The sequence below is a fragment of the Pseudoscardovia radai genome, from assembly GCF_002259605.1.
In the GTDB taxonomy this organism is placed as follows: Bacteria; Actinomycetota; Actinomycetes; order Actinomycetales; family Bifidobacteriaceae; genus Pseudoscardovia; species Pseudoscardovia radai.
Genome location: NZ_MWWR01000006.1, coordinates 108,801 through 128,175, shown reverse-complemented (window position 1 = coordinate 128,175; position 19,375 = coordinate 108,801). Strand labels below are relative to the sequence as shown.

At 65.4% G+C, this 19,375-nt stretch carries 14 protein-coding genes; all 14 read left to right on the top strand.

The window, feature by feature from the left end:
• Positions 1-50 precede the first annotated feature (50 nt).
• The 14 genes from PSRA_RS04575 (at position 51) to ftsZ (ending at position 19,157) form a co-directional block, all read left to right on the top strand.
• A complete protein-coding gene (locus PSRA_RS04575; protein WP_094660717.1) occupies positions 51-728 on the top strand; it encodes a type II secretion system protein in 678 nt (225 codons plus the stop codon).
• Positions 729-1,186: 458 nt separating this feature from the next.
• Complete coding sequence (locus tag PSRA_RS04570) at positions 1,187-1,633, top strand: type IV pilin protein (RefSeq protein ID WP_094660716.1); 447 nt, start codon at positions 1,187-1,189, stop codon at positions 1,631-1,633.
• A gap of 202 nt (positions 1,634-1,835) precedes the next feature.
• Positions 1,836-2,279, top strand: a complete 444-nt coding sequence (locus tag PSRA_RS04565; RefSeq protein WP_094660715.1) for a type IV pilin protein — start codon at positions 1,836-1,838, stop codon at positions 2,277-2,279.
• Between the two features lie 251 nt (positions 2,280-2,530).
• A complete protein-coding gene (locus tag PSRA_RS04560; protein WP_094660714.1) occupies positions 2,531-3,772 on the top strand; it encodes a type II secretion system F family protein in 1,242 nt (413 codons plus the stop codon).
• Between the two features lie 19 nt (positions 3,773-3,791).
• Positions 3,792-6,287 carry a pilus assembly PilX N-terminal domain-containing protein gene (locus tag PSRA_RS04555; protein WP_143516328.1) on the top strand — a complete coding sequence of 832 codons (2,496 nt, stop codon included), beginning with the start codon at positions 3,792-3,794 and terminating at the stop codon, positions 6,285-6,287.
• Between the two features lie 82 nt (positions 6,288-6,369).
• Positions 6,370-7,182 (top strand): prepilin peptidase, encoded by an 813-nt coding sequence (locus PSRA_RS04550; protein ID WP_094660712.1) that lies wholly within the window; start codon positions 6,370-6,372, stop codon positions 7,180-7,182.
• Between the two features lie 36 nt (positions 7,183-7,218).
• Positions 7,219-8,271 (top strand): type IV pilus assembly protein PilM, encoded by a 1,053-nt coding sequence (pilM, locus tag PSRA_RS04545; protein WP_094660711.1) that lies wholly within the window; start codon positions 7,219-7,221, stop codon positions 8,269-8,271.
• Positions 8,268-9,275 (top strand): hypothetical protein, encoded by a 1,008-nt coding sequence (locus PSRA_RS04540; protein WP_094660710.1) that lies wholly within the window; start codon positions 8,268-8,270, stop codon positions 9,273-9,275. The genes pilM and PSRA_RS04540 overlap by 4 nt, the downstream gene beginning before the upstream one ends.
• 54 nt (positions 9,276-9,329) lie before the next feature.
• Positions 9,330-9,941, top strand: a complete 612-nt coding sequence (gene pilO, locus PSRA_RS04535; RefSeq protein WP_094660709.1) for a type 4a pilus biogenesis protein PilO — start codon at positions 9,330-9,332, stop codon at positions 9,939-9,941.
• Between the two features lie 678 nt (positions 9,942-10,619).
• Positions 10,620-12,395, top strand: coding sequence for a hypothetical protein (locus PSRA_RS09355; protein ID WP_158216318.1), 1,776 nt, complete (start codon positions 10,620-10,622; stop codon positions 12,393-12,395).
• Between the two features lie 193 nt (positions 12,396-12,588).
• Positions 12,589-14,676 (top strand): hypothetical protein, encoded by a 2,088-nt coding sequence (locus PSRA_RS09485; protein WP_094660707.1) that lies wholly within the window; start codon positions 12,589-12,591, stop codon positions 14,674-14,676.
• A gap of 200 nt (positions 14,677-14,876) precedes the next feature.
• Positions 14,877-16,394, top strand: a complete 1,518-nt coding sequence (locus PSRA_RS04520; RefSeq protein WP_094660706.1) for a glycine--tRNA ligase — start codon at positions 14,877-14,879, stop codon at positions 16,392-16,394.
• Positions 16,395-16,553: 159 nt separating this feature from the next.
• Positions 16,554-17,723, top strand: a complete 1,170-nt coding sequence (dusB, locus tag PSRA_RS04515; RefSeq protein ID WP_094660705.1) for a tRNA dihydrouridine synthase DusB — start codon at positions 16,554-16,556, stop codon at positions 17,721-17,723.
• Between the two features lie 174 nt (positions 17,724-17,897).
• On the top strand, positions 17,898-19,157 hold the full coding sequence (gene ftsZ, locus PSRA_RS04510; protein ID WP_094660704.1) for a cell division protein FtsZ: 1,260 nt from the start codon (positions 17,898-17,900) through the stop codon (positions 19,155-19,157).
• Positions 19,158-19,375: the final 218 nt, after the last annotated feature.

Sequence of the window (19,375 nt, the reverse complement as noted above, 5' to 3'; positions counted from 1 at the left end):
CGCGCTGAGTTTTCGACGATAGGGAGAACGGCCAAGGAAAGGACAAGGCCATGACGACGGTGTACAGGGCCCTCAGGCGCAGGGGAGCGGGCCAGGGCGGCTTCACGCTCGTGGAACTGCTGGCGGTGGTGGCCATCCTCGCGGTGCTTACCGGCGCCGCGATCCCCATGATCGGCAACCAGCGGCGCTCGAGCGCCTTCCAGCAGACGAGGGCGAACCTCGAGACGGCGGTGGGCGTCTTGAACTCGTATATGATCTCCACCTACGGCAATATGCCGAATCTGTCGATCCGCTGCCTGAAGGGCGCGGGAAGCGACTATTCGTCCTGCATGTTCCCGGCCGACCTGGGAGGCGACACCGCGGGCGAGAAGATTTCCAAGCCCACGCCCGCCGCGGCGGTGGATTCGGTGGTGTTCAAGCCCAAGTCCACTTTCGAGAAGTCGGCGGACGTGGAGTTGCTGTATGTGCCGTGCTACGTGAACCACTCGGCCTCGTCAGTGGCCCCGTGCTCTGACTCCGACCCGGCGGGCGCCACGGCGAGGAACTTCGACGTGTACGCGTATGACGCCAAGATGTCGTCCGACATCCGGTACCTGCTGTACAAGTCGCAGACCGGCAAATACTACGCCGCGTACACCGCGCCGCGCTCCGGATGCATCACGGACACGGGCGCCGCCGACCCCGGCATCGGCATCAGCGGAAGCGGGGAGTACCTGTGCGAGATCTGACGGGCGCGGCCGGCCGATGGCGCGGTTGCGATGTCTGAGTGACGCCGGCTGTCCGTGACACCGCGCCGGCTGTCCGTGACACCGGATATCGGACACCGGATATCGGGGGCCGTGGGGCGAATCCCGCGGCCCCCGTCGCATGCCTGGCGTCGGTGTCCGTTGTGCCATGTCGGCATCGTGTTCATGCCTGGTAATGCCGTTCCTTCGCAATGGTGCGGCGGTTGTGCCGGCGCGGTGTATGTCGGAAGCCTTGCAATTGCGTGCAACACGCCGAATACGGTCCGTCTTTGCGGTTTCTTCACTTTGTGTTATATTTGTGAACCAGAAGGCAGGAGCCTTTGGAACGGACGGAGTCGTCCGGGATAGGGAAAGCCTCCCGAAAGCGGAACGCATAGATGGTGCTTCGTGGGACGGTGGCTTGAGATGGGAGATTCCCATACAAAGGGAAGTAGGTAATCATGAATATGGTTTCTCGTGCGCTTGAGCGTCGTCGCAAGGGCCAGAAGGGCTTCACGCTCGTCGAGCTCCTCGTGGTCGTCATCATCATCGGCATCCTCGCCGCCGTGTCCGTCCCGATTTACCTGAACCAGCGCAAGTCCGCCTGGAACTCGAACGCCGAGCAGGACGCGAAGAACGCCATGACGGTAACCGAGACTGTGATGGGCGCGAACGAGGGTAAGCTGCCGGCTGATTTTGCTGTCGACTGCGATGCATCCGCTGCCAATTCCGCTGTGAAGGTGACGGTTGACGGGCAGGACTACACGTGCTCCGCGGGTGTTCACCTTACGGTTACTAAGTCAGATGATAATCTGACCTATACTATTAGTGCAGATCATACCAACGGTACGAAGACTTACACGTACGATTCCCATACGGACTCCGCACTTAAGTCCACCGATAAGTGATAAGTCTTGATTGGCTGGGTTCGCTGATTAGTTAGAACCAAAGGGGGCTGCGCCATGGCGCAGCCCCCTTTTTGCGTCCTCGTCGCGCCTTCCGTTGTTATGTGATAGATTTGTGAAGTGCGAGAATCGTTCCGGACGGCGAAGTCCGGGCGTCGTCGCCATCTGAGGAATCACATATTCACCACAACGGAAAGCAGGTCGTATGACCATGGTCATTCATACACAGGGTCGTCGCAGCCGCGGGGAGCGCGGGTTCACGCTTGTCGAGCTGCTTGTGGTCGTCATCATCATCGGCATTCTCGCCGCCGTGTCGGTGCCCTTGTTCATGAACCAACGCCGGGCCTCCTGGGATTCGGCCGCCGCGCAGGACGCGAAGAACGCACAGTCCGTGGTCGAGACGTATATGGCCGACCACGGCGGCACCTTCCCCGGAACCACCGCCGTCTCCTGCAGCGATGCCAGCGGCAACAAGGCCTACCTCGACGTCGGCGCACATCTCAACTGCTCGCCGGGAGTCTTCCTTATGGTTACCCCGTCCCGCGACGGCACGAGCTACTCCATCCTGGCCTTCAACCAGAAAACAACCGTCAAGAAGTTCACCTACGACTCCGCCACCGACGCCGCCCTCCAGACCGGCACCCGCTGACCGTGGTTTCGGGGCGGGGGAATCGTATTCCATCACAGTGTTATGGGGGAGGCCTCGCCCGCCTCGCGCCCGGCCCGGCCCGCCAGTCGATCGCCTGTCCATGATCATGCGGGCGACGCGCGGGGGAAAAGCATATAGACTACAATATGCACAAGAAAGGGATCAGACGGCGATAGCGTCGTTGCCGTCGTCCAGGGAAACCGAGCTCGGATGGGACGAGGAGTTGTTCCGTCGGGAGAAAAGGAACGGCCATGGCAGACGAAGCGGTAAGCACCGTATGGCATTACAAGGGCATCCAGAATTCGCAGAAGGTCAGCGGCGACATCGAGGCCACCGGCCGCAGCCAGGCGATCGACCGCCTGAAGCGCCAGGGGATTCTGCCCACCGATCTCAAGAACTCCGCCGATGCCAGCGGTCTCGACATGGAGATCAACCTCGGCGGCGGCAAATACCCCAAGAAGAAGGACTACGCCGTCATGGCCCGCCAGCTCGCCACCATGGTGGCCGCCGGCGTGCCGCTTGTGCGCTCCCTGAACATCGTCACCGAGCAGGTGGAGAACAAGCGCCTGCGCGACGCCCTGCACCAATGCGTCTCCGACGTGGAGAACGGCATGTCGTTCTCCGAGGCCATGGAGCATAACGAGGACGAGCTCTTCCCGCCCATCATGGTGCATATGGTGCGCGCCGGCGAGGCGGGCGGCTTCCTTGACGGCGCCCTTCTCACCGTTGCCGACTCCTTCGAGGCCGACGTCAGGCTCCAGCAGCAGATCAAGTCCGCGCTGGCCTACCCGATCGTCGTCCTGTGCATCGCCTTCCTCCTTGTGGGCGTCATGCTCCTGACCATCGTCCCGACCTTCAAGGACATGTACGATTCCATGGGAGCCAAGCTCCCGGCGATCACCCAGACGCTTGTGAGCATGGGTAACGTCGCGCCGGTGGCCATCCCGTTGCTCATCGTGGGCATCGTCGCGTTCACCATCTACTGGCGCTCGCACAGCAACAAGATGTACATCCGCCAGTGGTGGGAGCCGTTCAAGCTCAAGGTCCCGGTGTTCGGCAAGCTGACCAACAAGGTGGCTCTCGCCCGCTTCTGCCGTAACTTCTCGTCCATGCTCTCCTCGGGCGTGCCGATCCTCGAAGCGCTGGACATCGTCGGCTCCACGTCCGGCAACATCGTGTACGAGAGCGCGTCGAAGTTCGTGGCGCGCGAGGTGGAGAAGGGCACCAGGCTCTCCGACGCCATGGCCCTGCAGAGCGTGTTCCCGAACATGCTCGTGCAGATGGTGGCCATCGGCGAGGACGCCGGCGCCATCGACCAGATGCTCGCCAGCGCCGGCAAGGCGTATGACGAGGAGGTGCAGGCCATGGCGAAGTCGCTGACCTCGCTGCTCGAGCCGATCATGATCCTTCTGCTCGGCTGCGTCGTCGGCTTCATGGTCTTGGCCCTGTACATGCCTATGTTCTCCATGTACGACGCCATCAACAACATGTGATCGGGAGGGACTGACAGATATGAGGAACACACAGTTGTGGACCTATGTAGAACGCCAGTGGGGCGCCCGCATCCGCAAAAGGGCGCATGGCGAGACCGGTGCCGCCATGATCATGGCGCTGCTGTTCACCACGATGGTCATCCTCACCCTGGCCATCATCACCTCGGTGCTCGTGGGGCAGGCCGTGCCCTACAGCTCCGACCGCCGCACGCAGCAGTCGCGTTACGCCGCGGAAAGCGGGCTCGAGCTCGGCCTGAGCTTCATGCGCTCCGCCTCCGCCCAGGCCGTGGACAAGAAGTCGTACGACCCCTACATGCCGGCGTCGTCCACATCCGCAAGCGATTTCGTGGTGCAGTCGGACGGCTCGGTGCTGCTGACCTGCGTGTACTCGTCGCAGTCCGATAACAAGACGAACACGTGCACGCGCATCAACGGCACGGGCACCGCGTCCTCCGCCGACGATTACTCCAGCGGCGCCGTCACCGTGAGTGTGGACGTGACGTACTGGGACGGCGATCCCACCGCCACCGACGCCTCCGGCGCGAGAACGGCGAACCAGGTGACAACCTTGGCGGATATGGCGAAGACGCGCTATGCCCTCGTGACCGCGAAGTGCTTCGATTCCTCGACGACCACCGGCGACCCCATCCTGGCCGAGCAGGGCGTGTACCAGTTCGCCAGCCTGGGGAAAACGACCAGGATATCCAGCAGTTGGGCGGGAAACGGCTCCACCGACGGTTCGTTCACCTTCTATGACAACGAGCAGGGCGCCTCGCAGCACGCATGGCTCCATGTGACTGGCTCGACGCTGACCGCCGACGGTGACACCGCCACCGTGACGGGCACATGGATCGAACACGCGTCCGAGCATCTGACCAACGGCGAGGGCAACTACATCGACGACCCCGCCGACGAGACCTGCCTTGTGGCGGCCGACCCGTCGGGCAACGTCGACACCACCGGCACGGCCGTGCCCGCCGAGGGCTGGACAGTGCGCATCTTCAAGCGCGCGTGGTTCGCACCCGGTTCGGTCAAGGGCGACGGCAACACCGTGACCTACAACTACAACCCGATGTGCCAGGCCAATAACACGGTGTACTCCAAGTACAATGCGTGGAGCTACGCGTCCGACGACACGATCAGGCTGGCCGGCTCCGATCTGTGCATCACGGGTCTGGACCCGGATGCGTCGGCTCCGGCCCATGTGACGCTGAGAACATGCGGCACGAGCTACTCGCCGAGCGAATTCTCCGGCACGTGGAACGGCAGCAAGGTGGACATCGCCTCCGGCAACTACGGCTATGACACCGCCGCCGAGCTCGCCGATGCCAACAGCGCCCTGAACAAACTGCAGAAATGGTCGTTCTACTTCGGCTTCATCAACGCCGCCTACAGCAACCCCGGCCAGGCGCTGGCCACAGGTGCCATGGCGCACGACACGCGTTTCGAAGGACTCTATCCGACCAAGGACAACGTGTGGTCCAACCACGGTGGCTGTGGATCGGACCTCGACCCCGCGGTCGCGACCGACGGATGCTATGTCACGGCCGGCAAGTGGGGCCAGGTCACATCCACCGGCTGGCTTGACAAGGATAACGAACGAACCTACCTCCAGTCGCTCGGAAACGGCGGCGAGGCCGGTTACACCACCAGCCAGATCGTGAGCAACACAGGAGCCTGCATGCAGGCGCGTGCCGTGAGCAGCTTCCAGTGGAACACACAGAACGTCGTGACGAAGCAGTGCTATGTCAACGCCGCGCCCATCACCTCGTTCTGCTACAAGCAGATGATCAGCGGCCAGTCGTCCGACGGAACGTCCAACGTCGTGTGCGGCACGAAGACGGATACGAGCGGCACCAAGTACGACATGATGACGTATGACCGCCCGACGAACGCCGACGGCACCATCGACACCACGAAGCTCGCCTACAAGGCCAAGATCTCCTCGACGCTGGGTTGCCTCAAGGTGGACGCCGCGTCCCCGGGCGCGCTGCTCAAGGCCACGACGAGGGGCTGCTCCACGGTGTCCGATCCGACATACCAGTTCGTGCGCACCGAGAAGCTGTCCGCCGACGGCGCCAGCTCGGGCCGCTTCGATTACAAGTTCGTTCTCCTGAGCAGCCTCGACTCCGCCACGCAGACCGTGGCCTCGGACCCCGACCGTCTGGCCGAGGCCCTGAAGGACGACTCGAAGAACGCCGGCGCCCTGTGTCTCGAGGAAACCGACACCTTCACCGGGTGGAAGTTCGGCACAAACGGCACCGACCGCAATGTGAGCCAGTATCCGCAGATGTTCCCCTACGTCACGCTGCAGAAGTGCGAGGCCGCCACGCCGTCCTCTAAGGACCTCTTCGGCCGCACCACGCTGAAGTCCACGCAGCAGACATGGAACGCCCCGGCTTCCGAACAGGGCAAGTACAAGCACTACGTGGAGACATCGTCGACGTCCTTCGCGCTCGACACCTCCGTGTCGGCGTCCAAGGGCTATTCCCTTGTGCGCGCCACGAAGGGATGACGCCGCGCCGGGAACATCAGGAGCAAGGAGCCAACCTCGGTGCCCCGCCCGTGTGCGGGCACCGGTGACATAAGGTGAGGATATGGATACCACAAGCATCGTTCTTCTCGAGGTCGTGACCTTCATACTGGGTTGCTTCCTCGGATCGTTCCTCGGCGTCGTCATCTGGCGCGTGCCGAACCACATGAGCATCGTCAACCCCAAGCGCAGCTTTTGTCCGAACTGCAACGCGCAGATTGCGTGGTATGACAACATCCCGCTTGTGTCCTACGCCGTGCTCGGAGGCACATGCCGGCACTGCAAGGAGCATATCTCCGTGCGCTACCCGGTTATCGAGGCCCTCACGGGCCTGGCCATGGCGGGCGTCGTCGGCGGGGCCGTCGGAGGCCTGTACACGTGGTGGATGCTGCCCGACCTGCTGTACCTCGCGGCGATCAGCATCATCGTGGCGTACATCGACATCGATCACCATCTGATCCTCAATGTCATCGTGTACCCCTCCGTCATCGTCAGCGCCGTGCTTCTCGCGCTCGCATCCGGCATGACGGACGCCTGGCCGGCGTACGGACGCGCGTACATCGGCGCGCTCATCCTGTTCGCCTTCTACTTCGTCCTCAGCATCATCCGGCCAGGCGGCATGGGCGACGGCGACATCAAGTTCGCCTTCCTGCTCGGCATGACCCTCGGATGGCTGGGGTGGAAGCAGTTCATCATCGGCGCGTTCCTGGCCTTCGTCGTCGGAGGTCTTGCCGCACTGGTACAAATAACACGTAAGAAGGTCACGGCCAAGGGCGGGATTCCCTTCGGTCCCTCCATGGTCGTGGGGTCTTGGATCGGCGTTTTCGCCGGTCAGGTCATCGCCGACCTGTATCTACACGTCGTCGGGCTCATGTGAGCCCGGCATGGGAGAGAAACTAGCAAGGGAGTGCTCATGAGCCAAATCACGACATTGATGTTGTCGAATGATGCCGTTCGTGCGGCCGTCATCGAAAACCCTTATTCCTCCAAACCCAAGGTGCAGCACTTCCATATGGTGCCGCTGCCGGCGGGCGCGGTGGTCGATGGCGAGATCGTGGACGACGCCAAGGAAAACGTGACCAAACTGATCGGCAACCTCATCACGCGCCACCGGTATCCCACCGAGCACACGGCCCTGGCCTACGCCAGCCGCCGTCTGGTGCTGCGCGAGGCGAACTTCCCCGACATGGCGCTGGACGAGCTGCGCGAGACGCTGCCGTTCCAGGCCGAGGGCCTGATTCCGCTTCCGGTGGACCAGTCCATCCTCGACTTCGTGCCGCTGTCGAAGGAGCGCACGAGCCAGGGAACCATCCTGCACGGGCTGATCGTGGCCACGCTGCGCGCCGGCCTGGAGAGCATGGCCGAGGTGATCGAGAAGGCGGGCTTCGTGCTCGAGACCATCGACGCCGCGCCGTTCTGCCTCGCGCGCGTGTTCGCCAGCTCCAGCGTGAACAGGGTGCAGGCCATCGTGAACGTCGGCTCCAGCAACACCGACGTCATCATCATGGACAACGCGCATCCGCAGTACGTGCGAACCGTAACCGCCGGTGATAACGATGTCATCGACGCCATCGTCGATGCGCTGAGCATCCCGAGGGACAACGCCATCCAGATCAAGCGCCGCATCGGCCTGCAGAACGTGGTCGGCGACGAGAAGCTCGAGAAGGCCGAGGCCGTGATCCGCGAGACCGTGGCCCAGCTCATCGTCGGCGTGCGCAACACCATCAACTACTACGACAACGAGCATCCCGACGATACCGTGCAGACCATCCTGCTCACGGGCATCGGCGCCACGCTCGGCGGTTTCCCCGCCGTGCTCGCAAGCTCGACGAACAAGGTCGTCCGTCTGGGAGACCCCTTCCGCAACTTCTCGCTGTCGAAGGACGTCACGAATCAGAACATCGCCGCCCACGCCGCCGATTACGCGGCCGTGCTCGGCCTGGCACTTGGAAAGAGGCCGCAATGAGTCTGTTTGGAAAGAAGAACGCAAAGCCGCGCGGCGAGCATGACGGATCCGCGCTCTCCCAGACCGCGGCGATGCCGCCCGTCGATTCCGAGGAAGGGCAGAATCCCGAGGGAGCCGGCGAGGGCAAGACCACCGTCAAGAAGCAGGGCTTCGACTTCCGTCACCCCTTCGCCAAGGCCAAGGTGGCCACCACCTCCAATCCGAAGGACTGGAACTTCAGGGCAGAGCTCATCCCGCGCTCCGTCGTGCGCCGCAACCACGACCGCGTGGTGCGCAACGGGCTCGTGGTGGTCGACATGGTGGTGGCGGCGCTGTGCATCGCGGCCATCGTGCTCATGAGCGTGCTCGTGAACCAGGCTGACAAGCGTACCACCGCGGCGCAGGACCAGTACACGCAGCTCGTGCAGAAGAAGGCCCAGTTCAAGGACGTCGAGGACACCCTCAACTCCGTGGACGACGAGCAGCTCGTCAAGATCGGCGTTCTGTACAACGAGGTCGACTGGAACAAGGTGGCGGGCGAGTTCAACTCCGCGCTGCCGGCCAACGGCAAGTACGAGTCGCTTGACTTCTCCGAGTACCAGCTCGCCTCCGCTACGGGCAAGGGCTCGTCGGCGTCATCGACCGCCGGTACCGTGTGGAGCAACGGCGGCGTCATCACCGTCGACTTCACCGTCACCGACCCCGACTTCATCAAGGCCCACGATTTCATCGCCAACTTCGAGGGAGTCACCGGCTACATCAACGGCTCGCTCACGTCCATTACGGGCGGCAGCGACGCCGGCTACACCTACACCGGAAGCGTGACCCTCCACCTCATCGTGGACAACGCCGACGGCAGCCAGTCCAGGAACACGACCGAGCGCAGCGACAACTCCGCTGGTGCCGACGACAGCAAGCGCCAGCTCCTTGCCACGATGCGCGAGTCGCTCGAATCCGAGGCGGCCGGCCTGAGCACGACGTCCACGTCGACGGCGTCGACGAGCGGGTCCTCGGACAGCGAGTGACGCTCAAGGCTTAGGAAACATCGTCTTTCGTAGCACTATCTCTTAGGGGGAGACATGAACAAGTACAAGTGGCAGGCCCTCGGGCTGGTCGTGCTGGCCATCCTGCTGATTCTGGGCACCGTCGGCGCCGTGGTGACGCCGAAGAAAAGCGACATCGAGTCGGCCGACCAGCAGACCGCGACGGTGGAGGCGAAGAACGCGAAGCTGCGCGACGAGATCGCGAACCTCACGATTCTCCAGCCGCAGCAGTCGATCCAGCTGAGCCGACTCGCCCAGATGCAGACCGAGATTCCTGGCGCCTACAACCAGCAGGATTTCATCGATTCGCTGAACACCGTCGCCGCGGGCGCGCAGGTCACGATCCAGAGCGTCACCTTCAGCGAGGCGACGCTTGCGTCGCTGCCTACCGTCACCACGTCGAAGCTGAGCATCGGCATTCCGGTGCAGGTGCCCGTGTCGATCACCGTGCAGGGGTCGTATGACCAGATGCAGGCGTTCATCAGCCAGCTGCAGAAGATGCAGCGCATCGCCGTGCCGAACTCGGTGAGCTACAGCTTCGGCAAGAACGGTCCGGGCGACACCGAATCCACCCTGACCATCCAGGCCACCATGTGGTCCATGCTGACGAGCTCGACCGCTTCCTCGACGGCGATGTCGTCGAAGTAAGGGCGGCGCGGTTAGCGCGGGGCCGGTATCAGGGCGGTATCCACCTCTTTCGAGGGGCGGGTACCGCCTTTTCCGTGCCGCGGCGGTGGCGTTTTGCTCCTGCCCGGGATGGGATGGCGGTCGGCGGGTGTGGCGGCACCCGTTGAACACGATTTCGTCTGGCCGGGAAGGGAATTCCCGCCTGAGTTGGGCTTGGGCGGGTGTGGTGGCACCCGCCTAACGCGATTTCGTCTGCCCTGGGCGGTGTTTTCTGCCTGGGATGGCATTCGGCGGGTGTGGTGGCACCCGTTGAACGCGGTTTCGTCTGGCCGGGAGGGGGATTTCCGCCTGGGATGGCGTTCGGCGGGTGTGGCGGCACCCGCCTAACGCGATTTCGGGCGGTTGGGGAGGGGATTCCGGCCTGAGTTGGGCGTGAATGTGCGATTTTCGCGGCATCGCAATAGTATGAAGGCAACGATTCGCTACGTCGCGTCCGCCGCTCCGTTGCGACACGGTACGGCTGTCCGTTGTTTTACGGGATGGCCGCCCGTTCTCGCACGGCATGATGGGGGTGCGGCGGGTCTTCCGAGTGATTGGCCCAACGTGGGCCGGCCGGTTCGACGGATCGATGCGGATCCTCCCACCATGGCGCGTGATAAGGAGAAGGGAATGGCAAAGTGCCCGTATTGCAATGGAGAATTGACACCCCGCGGAAAGTTCTGCGGGCATTGCGGTAAGCCTGTGCCGGCTGCCGGCGATGTGCCGAACGCTCATTCGGCTACGTCGGCCGAAGGAACGGCGTCTGCTCCGAATACGACGGCTCCGTCCGTCGCGACGAACCAGGTGGTGCCGGGCCAGGGTTCCGCCGGTCGTCCGACCGCGTACCAGCCCGTGCCGAACCAGACGGTGCCGAACAAGGTTTCGCAGCCTCAGACGGGTGGTCGTCCGGTTCTTAATACGATGCCCGTGAATCCTTCGCCTGCCCAGAACGGCGCGCCGCAGAACGGTCGTCCGGCGGTTGCCCCGCAGACCCCGAACGCAGCGGGTTATGCGAATGCCGCGGCGCAGATGAAGCCGACCAATGGGCAGACGATGCCTTTGCAGAATCGTGTTCCCACGCCGCAGCAGTTCCCGCAGCCCGTTCAGATGCCGGTTGCGCAGAACAATGCCGCGCAGCAGCGTCCTGTGCAGCAAAATCCTGCGCAGCAGAACATTGCGCAGCCGCGGTTCGTGCCGCCGACTGTGAACCAGCCGACTGCGAACCAGCAGGTTCCGAACCAGCAGCGCGTGTCCCAGCCGACGCAGCAGCCTGCAGCGCCTCAGAATCAGCAGGGATTCCAGCCCGGTCCCGCGCCGCAGGTGCAGAATGATCGCCCTGCGGCGAAAACGCAGCAGGTGCCGGCGTCGCCGGTGACCCAGAAGCCGAACCTGAGCCAGAATTCCGCTCGACCGGTTCCTCCGACCACGCCTCCTGTGCAGCCGCTCAATCCGCTGCAGGCACGGACGCAGGGGAACACGACGCAGGGGAACATGACATCTGGCTCCGGTCAGATCCCGCAGAACCCGGCGGTGCGTCCGCAGCCGGTGACTCCGACCCCGCAGCCGACGCCGCGGCAGAATCCTGTCTCGAACGGATCTTTCCCGCTCGTACAGTGGCCGAGCACGCAGACGCAGCCGACTCCGGCTCCGGTGCGTCCCGCCCCGCAGCCGAACGTGGCGCCGCAGCCGCAGCCTAGGTTCCAGCCTGCTCCGACTCCGGTTCAGCCGACTCCGCAGCCCAAACCGCAGCCTCAGCCGCAGCCGATGCCGATGCCGGCTCCGGCTCCGGTGCGACCCGCTCCGCAGCCGAACGTGGCGCCCCAGCCCCAGCCGATGCCGCAGCCACAGCCTAGGTTCCAGCCTGCTCCGACTCCGCAGCCGATGCCGCAGCCAACTCCGGTGCAGCCTCAGCCGACTCCGGCTCCGGTGCAGTCGCAGCCGCAGCCTGCTCCGACGCCGCGGCCGAACCCGCAGCCCAGGCCGCAGCCGACTCCGACTCCGCAGCCGCAGCCGACGCCGACGCCGGTTCAGCCGCAGCCGCAGTCCAAGCCGCAGCCGCAGCCCATCCAGTCTCCGTTCGCTGATAACACGGAAACCGTGGTGCGGACCGAGCCTCTCGTTCCGCAGTCCCGCGAGGAGCCGATGGTCAGGACGCCGGAGGAGCTCGTGGCCGCGCATGTGCTCGAGGCCGAACCGCTCGACGATGACGATCCGAACCATGATGCGGCGGCGGCCGCGGCCTTCCAGCGCGAGGTCTTCCTCGCCATGCCGGAGGAGCCGTCCGTGTCGACGCCTGAGCAGCTGATCAACTCCAACACGCTGGCGGCGGTTCCCGCCGACAGTCCGCAGGACAAGTCGCTGAAGGCGCGCGAGGATGCGCTGAAGGCCACGCCGCGTCATGCCGCGACCGGGACGACGGGACAGAACCTCGCCTGATCGGTCCGATTACATCGGATGACGGGTAACAGCCGACGACCGCAATATCGACGGCTTGGGGCGCCCGGGGCTACGGCTCCGGGCGCCCCGTCGTATGCGGCGTGGCGTGCGCGGTGTGTATGCTCTGTGAAGTAGGTGAGGGGCCGTGGACGGAATGCGGCCCCCGGCCGGGAGTGCAAGGAAGGGGAACCGGATGAACGACGCCGGACAGTACGACGAGACGGTGAACGGGGCGGCCATGGGCGCCTCCGCGGACGGCGCCCCGTATGAGGCGTGTCCCGGCGTGTCGGACGATAGTCCCACCGTGATTGGCGCCTCCGTGCAGTCTGCTCCCGTGCAGTCCGCTCCGATGCAGTCCGCTCCGATGCAGATTCAGGGCGCCGTTCCCGTCGCCGATGCGGCGCCATACGGGGCGTCCTATGCCGCTCCGGTTCAAGGCATCGCTCCGCAGCCCGTCGCCGCGCAACCCGTTCCATCGCAGTTCGTCGTTCCGCAGCCTGTTGCTCCGCAGCCCGCGCCGCAGCAGGCCTTCGCCCAGCAGCAGGCCGGTTTCGTGCCGCAAATGACCGGGGGTGCCGCGGTGCCTCCCTCCATGGCCGCCCCGGTGGCCGCTCCCGTCGCCCCACAGCCCGGCGTGTCGCAGGGGACGAGGCCGGTTATTGCGTCGCAGGAATTCATCAGCCAGGACCTGAGCCGACTGGCGCAGACGTCCGGCGCGGCCAAGGAGCAGTTCCTCGCCGCATACAACGCCGGATACGACGTCGAGCTTCCGGGCGACGTGGCGCGACGCGCCGCGGAAAACAGGCGTGTCGCCTCCATGTCCGGAAACGGTGCGGCAACGCCTGCGCCGGTCGCTCCGTATGCCCAGAACGGCGCCCCGTATGCCGCCCCGTACGGCGTGTCGCCTGCCAACGGCGCCCCGTCCGTTCCCGGCGCCCCTGCCAATGCCGCGCCTGCCTCCCTGTACGGCGCGGGGCAGGGAGCATCGTATGCCCCGATGACGCCGCAGCCCGGCCCCGTCGCGCCGCCCATGCCACAGCCCGCGCCGACCCCCGCGCCTGTCGCCCCGACCCCCGCGCCAGCCCCGGCCCCCGTACCCATCGCGCCGACACCGGCCGCCGCGGCCGCCCGGCCCCGCAGGTCGCATCGTGGCGTCATCCTCGCCGTGATCGCGGCCCTTCTCATCGTGTTGGGAACCGGCGGCTACCTGGCATGGACCGTCTTCCAGCAGCGCAACGACCCGGGCAACGTCGTGCAGGACTATATGAACTCGCTCGCCGCCGGCTCCTACGCCAAGGCCGCGGACCAAGGCGACCCCGACCTGCCGCAGGACCAGCGCGTGCTGCTCGCCGACGCGGTGGCGTCGCAGTCGCAGAGCCGCATCACGAACGTGCAGGTGGGGCAGGCACAGTCCAGCTCCAACGGCGGCTATTCCATCCCCGTCTCCTACGATTTCGCCGGCGACCACATCCGCGACACCCTCTCCGTGGTGCCCGCCGGGCGCGTGTCGCTGACCACGACGTGGAAGATCAGCAAGTCGCTGCTCAACACCGTCACCGTCTACGTGCCCAACGGCGCGCAGATCGAGGTCAACGGCGTCGCCGTCTCCGACAGGAACATCTACCAGGCGGCGCAGTCGCAGAACCTGCAGAAGGTCGACGGTTACACCGCCTACGTGCTCGCCGCGTATCCGGCCAACTACTCGGTTACCATCAGCGACACGGGCTCCAAGTACATCAGCGGCTCCACCGAAACCACCATCGTGGAAGGAAGCCGCGACGCACAGGGCGCCACCGGCGAATCCAAGGCGCTGCAGCTCAAGGAGTCGCTTGCCAACGCCACCGACCTCGCCGTGGAGCTGCAGAGCCAGGCGCAGTCCAAGCTCGACGCCTGCGTCAAGGCCGCGAACCAGAGCAAGCCCAAGGATTCCACGTGCCCCATCAACTACAACGACTACAACTGGGACACCCAGGATTACGACTACCGCAACATCGCCTTCAGCATCACGCGCACGCCCACCGTCTCCACCGGGCAGGTGCAGCTGCAGTACTCGCGCAGCAACTACGCCACCGGCGACATGACCGACCAGCCGTTCACCAGCGGCGTGTTCTCCACCAGCAGCGCCGAGGTGACGCTCACCTTCGAGCGCCGCTGGGACCCGAGTCATGACATGGCGGCCGACGAGGGGCGCTGGGACACGGTGACGAACGGCTATACGAACGTGGTGTTCACGAACACCGAGTTCACCCTCAGCGGCGACAGGGTGGATGTGACGTTCTGATTGCGCCGCATACGCCACAATGCCCCCGACGCGTGCCCCGTGTCAGGTGTAGACATTAGACTGAACGCAGTCCATCGGCTCGTCGCGCGACCCCGATGCCGCCGGCGCCGCCTCGGCAGCGCCCACAGGCGGGGGAGGGCGGGCGCTCGCGGCCCGGCCGGTGCGAACGCACACACAACCTACCAACCAGAAGGTGCACAGTGGCAGTTTCCAAACTCGATGAAGTCGTTTCCCTGGCCAAGCGCCGTGGCTTTGTGTTCCCCGCGGGCGAGATCTACGGCGGCACGCGCTCGGCGTGGGACTACGGTCCGCTCGGCGTGGCCCTCAAGGACAACATCAAGCACCAGTGGTGGCGCTCGATGGTCCTGACCCGCGGCGACGTGGTGGGCGTGGACACGTCCGTCATCCTGCCGACCGACGTGTGGATCGCCTCGGGCCACGTGGCCGTTTTCAACGATCCGCTGATCGAATGCCTCAACTGCCACAAGCGCCATCGTGAGGACACTCTCCAGGAGGCCTACGAGCACAAGCACGGCCACGCGCCGGAGTCCGACAAGGACATCCCGTGCCCCGACTGCGGCACTGTCGGCAACTGGACCGAGCCGCGCGACTTCAACATGATGCTCCAGACCCACCTGGGCCCGGTCATGGACGAGAACTCCCTGCACTACCTGCGCCCCGAGACCGCGCAGGGCATCTTCGTGGACTTCAAGAACGTGCTCACCGCCTCGCGTTCCAAGCCGCCGTTCGGCATCGCGAACATGGGCAAGTCGTTCCGCAACGAGATCACGCCCGGCAACTTCATCTTCCGCACGCGTGAGTTCGAGCAGATGGAGATGGAGTTCTTCGTCAAGCCCGGCACCGACGAGGAATGGCACCAGTACTGGATCGACACGCGCACCCGCTGGTACACCGACCTGGGCATCAACCCGGCGAACCTGCGCCATTACGAGCATCCGAAGGCCAAGCTCGCGCATTACTCCAAGCGCACCGTCGACATCGAGTACAAGTTCGGCTTCAAGGGCTCCGACTGGGGCGAGCTCGAGGGCATCGCGAACCGCACGGATTATGATCTGTCGGCCCATTCCAAGCATTCGGGCGAGGACCTGAGCTACTTCGACCAGGCCTCCGGCGAGCGCTACACGCCGTACGTCATCGAGCCCGCGGCCGGCCTGACCCGCTCCCTCATGGCCTTCCTCGTGGACGCCTACGACGTGGACGAGGCCCCGAACGCCAAGGGCGGTGTGGACAAGCGCACGGTGCTGCGCCTCGACCCGCGCCTGGCCCCGGTCAAGGCCGCCGTGCTGCCGCTGTCGAAGAAGCCCGAGCTGCAGAACATCGCCCATAACCTCGAGGCCGACCTGCGCCAGAACGGCTGGATGATCGACTACGACGAGGCCGGCGCCATCGGTCGCCGCTACCGCCGCGAGGACGAGATCGGCACCCCGCTGTGCATCACCGTGGACTTCGACACGGTCGATGACAACGCCGTGACCATCCGCGAGCGCGACACGATGAAGCAGGAGCGCGTGGCGCTTGCCAACGTGGAGCAGTACGTGGCGGACCGCGTGTCCGACAAGCGCGTGCGCATCCCCGGCGGCCCGGCCGAGATCACGGGCGTGCGCGGTGCCGACGGCGCCGTGGACTACACCGCCGAGGCCGGCGAGGACGAGTCCGCGCCGGTGAAGGTCGAGGAGGCCGGCGGCGAGAACGCCTGAGACGCATCTGGCAGGCGTTCGGCTGCATCGACGATATGCATCGACGATGCAGCCGGTGACGCGTTGGCGGCGCGCCGGCTTCGGTCGGTGCGCCGCCTTTATGTGCGGGTGTATCGTGCGGGTGTATCGTCGCGACGAGGAACGAGGAGACAGAACCATATGACCGAAACCGCCCCGAAGGGGCTGCCGGGCGCCTTCATGCTCGGGTCACACCGCGTCACCACGCCGGTGATGCTCTCGCCCATGGCGGGAGTGACGAACTGGCCGTTCCGCGTGCTGTGCGAAGGCTACGGACCGGACGGCCTGTACGTGGCCGAGATGATCACGGCCCGCGCGCTGACGGCGCGCAACCCCAAGGCGCTGCGCCTGTGCCGCTTCGCGCCGAGCGAATCGTTCCGCTCGCTGCAGCTGTACGGCGTGGACCCGCATATCCTCGAGCAGGCCGCGCGCATCGTGGTGGACAACCATATGGCCGACCACATCGACCTCAACTTCGGCTGCCCTGTGCCCAAGGTCACGAGGCGGGGCGGCGGCTCCGCGCTGCCGTGGAAGCTCGACCTGTTCCGCGAGATCCTGCGCCACGTGATCCGCGTGTGCCGCCCCGCCGGCATCCCCGTCACCGCCAAGATCCGCGTGGGCATCGACGACTCCCACACCACCTTCCTCGACGCCGGGCGCATAGCCGAGGACGAGGGCTGCGCGATGGTGACGCTCCATGCGCGCACCACGGCCGAGTACTACGGCGGGCATTCCGACTGGAACCGCATTTCCGAGCTCGTGCAGGCGCTGGACATCCCCGTATTCGGCAACGGCGACATCTGGACCGCCGAGGACGCGCTGGAGATGGCGCGCACCACCGGATGCGCCGGCGTCGCCATCGGACGCGGCTGCCAGGGCCGCCCGTGGCTGTTCGCCGACATCAAGAACGCCTTCGCCGGCTCGCCCGAGCGCGTCAATCCCACGCTGGGGCAGGTGGGGCAGGTCATCCTGCGCCACGCGGGTCTGCTGGTGGAGTTCTACGATGGCGACGAGCGCATGGCCGTGCACGACCTGCGCAAACACGCCGCGTGGTATCTCAAGGGCTTCCCGGTGGGAGGGTCGACGCGCAAGGCGTTCATGGAATGCGAGACGCTGGACGACGTGCGCCGCACCGTGGATTCGCTCGACCCCGACATACCGTTCCCGGAGGCGATCGCCGACAAGCCGCGCGGGCGCGTGAGGTACGCGAAGAAGGTGCATCTGCCGTACGGGTGGCTCGAGTCGCGCGACCTGAGCCCCGAGCAGCGGCGGGACCTTTTCGAGTCCGATCCGCTCGACGACGTGTACTGACGATCGGCGGCGGCGCGCGTCGACGGTGTACGTCGCACAGGACGCGCCGGAGGGTGCATCGGAGTGCGCATCGGAGGGTACGCGCCGGAAAATTTCACGACATGTCGTGAACGCGTCGTGAAATGGCATCGTCTGCGTTAAAGTATTGAGCAAAGCGTAATGAACAGGAGCATCATGAGCGATTACGATGTGAATCCCGACACCGAGTCTGGATTCGATCCCGCAGGCACCATCATCCGTGTCGTCGGCGTGGGCGGCGGCGGTGGCAATGCCGTGAACCGCATGATTGACGAAGGCCTCAAGGGGGTCGAGTTCGTCGCCATCAACACCGATTCCAAGGATCTCGCACGCAGCGAGGCAGACGTCAAGATCACGCTGTCCGACGAGACGAGCCGTGGCCTGGGTGCCGGCGGCGACCCGGAGAAGGGCGCCAAGGCGGCCGAGGACCACCAGTCCGACATCGAGGAGGCCCTCAAGGGCTCCGACATGGTGTTCGTGACCTGCGGCGAAGGCGGCGGCACCGGCACCGGCGCGTCGCCTATCGTGGCGCGCATCGCCCGCCAGCAGGGCGCCCTCACCATCGCGGTCGTCACGCGTCCGTTCGCCTTCGAGGGCAAGCGCCGCGCCGCCTCCGCGGAAACCGGCATCGAGAACCTGCGCAAGGAAGTCGACGCCATGATCACCATCCCGAACGACCGCCTGCTCGACCTCGACCCGAGCACGTCGTTCATCGATGCGTTCAAGCGCGCCGACAGCACGCTCGTGGCCGGCGTGCGCGGCATCACCGACCTCATCACGAACCCGAACCCGTACATGAACGTGGACTTCGCCGACGTGTGCAGCACCCTCAAGGATGCCGGCACCGCGCTTTTCGGCATCGGCTCCGCGCAGGGCGACCAGAGGTGCCTGCAGGCCGCCGAGTTCGCCATCGCGTCGCCGCTGCTCGAGCAGGGCATCTCCGGCGCCCACTCGGTGCTCGTCAGCATCGCCGGCCCGGCCGACCTGCTGCTCACCGAGGTCAGCGAGGCCATGGACATGATCTCCAAGACCGTGCACCCCGAGGCGGCCATCACCATGGGCTGCACGCTCGACGATTCCTTCGGCGACGGTGTCTTCGTCACGATCGTGGCCGGCGGCTTCACCGCGGCGGACGACCCGGCGAACCAGGACGCCCAGGACAAGACCGCGCCCGTGATCGACACCACGTCCCCGGTCTCGCGCCCGATCCAGACCAAGCCCGTCATCGCGCCGGCCGCGGCGGCACCGGTTGCCGCGCCGTCCGTGGCGCAGCGCCCGGTCTCCTCGGATGACACCGCGGAGCACGCCGTGTACCCGTCGCAGTCCGGCCAGTTCAACGCCATGCCGCCGTACACCGAGACCTTCGATGATGACGACGACGGCGACGAGCCGACGATTCCCGACTTCATGCGCTGAGTGTCTGACGCTGTTCGACGCTGTTCGACGCGTGACGTCGTGCGGGATGAAGGCCGCGGGATTCCGCGGCCTTCGTTATGCGCGGGGCAGGCGCCGGCATGCGCGAACCGGCCGGCGGTCGAATCGTGTATATTCCCCTTCCTCTGCGCGCCGCCCGTCCTTCCCAGCGGCCGCTATGACGGGACGGCGTGGCATAATGGGAGGGATTGAAGATTTTC

What these genes read in the sequence shown, in the direction of transcription:
- ftsZ (WP_094660704.1), top strand. Translation starts at nt 17,898, where the DNA reads ATGAGCGATTACGATGTGAATCCCGACACCGAGTCTGGATTCGATCCC.
- PSRA_RS04570 (WP_094660716.1), top strand. Translation starts at nt 1,187, where the DNA reads ATGAATATGGTTTCTCGTGCGCTTGAGCGTCGTCGCAAGGGCCAGAAG.
- PSRA_RS04575 (WP_094660717.1), top strand. Translation starts at nt 51, where the DNA reads ATGACGACGGTGTACAGGGCCCTCAGGCGCAGGGGAGCGGGCCAGGGC.
- PSRA_RS09485 (WP_094660707.1), top strand. Translation starts at nt 12,589, where the DNA reads ATGAACGACGCCGGACAGTACGACGAGACGGTGAACGGGGCGGCCATG.
- PSRA_RS04565 (WP_094660715.1), top strand. Translation starts at nt 1,836, where the DNA reads ATGACCATGGTCATTCATACACAGGGTCGTCGCAGCCGCGGGGAGCGC.
- PSRA_RS04555 (WP_143516328.1), top strand. Translation starts at nt 3,792, where the DNA reads ATGAGGAACACACAGTTGTGGACCTATGTAGAACGCCAGTGGGGCGCC.
- pilO (WP_094660709.1), top strand. Translation starts at nt 9,330, where the DNA reads ATGAACAAGTACAAGTGGCAGGCCCTCGGGCTGGTCGTGCTGGCCATC.
- PSRA_RS04540 (WP_094660710.1), top strand. Translation starts at nt 8,268, where the DNA reads ATGAGTCTGTTTGGAAAGAAGAACGCAAAGCCGCGCGGCGAGCATGAC.
- pilM (WP_094660711.1), top strand. Translation starts at nt 7,219, where the DNA reads ATGAGCCAAATCACGACATTGATGTTGTCGAATGATGCCGTTCGTGCG.
- PSRA_RS04550 (WP_094660712.1), top strand. Translation starts at nt 6,370, where the DNA reads ATGGATACCACAAGCATCGTTCTTCTCGAGGTCGTGACCTTCATACTG.
- PSRA_RS04560 (WP_094660714.1), top strand. Translation starts at nt 2,531, where the DNA reads ATGGCAGACGAAGCGGTAAGCACCGTATGGCATTACAAGGGCATCCAG.
- dusB (WP_094660705.1), top strand. Translation starts at nt 16,554, where the DNA reads ATGACCGAAACCGCCCCGAAGGGGCTGCCGGGCGCCTTCATGCTCGGG.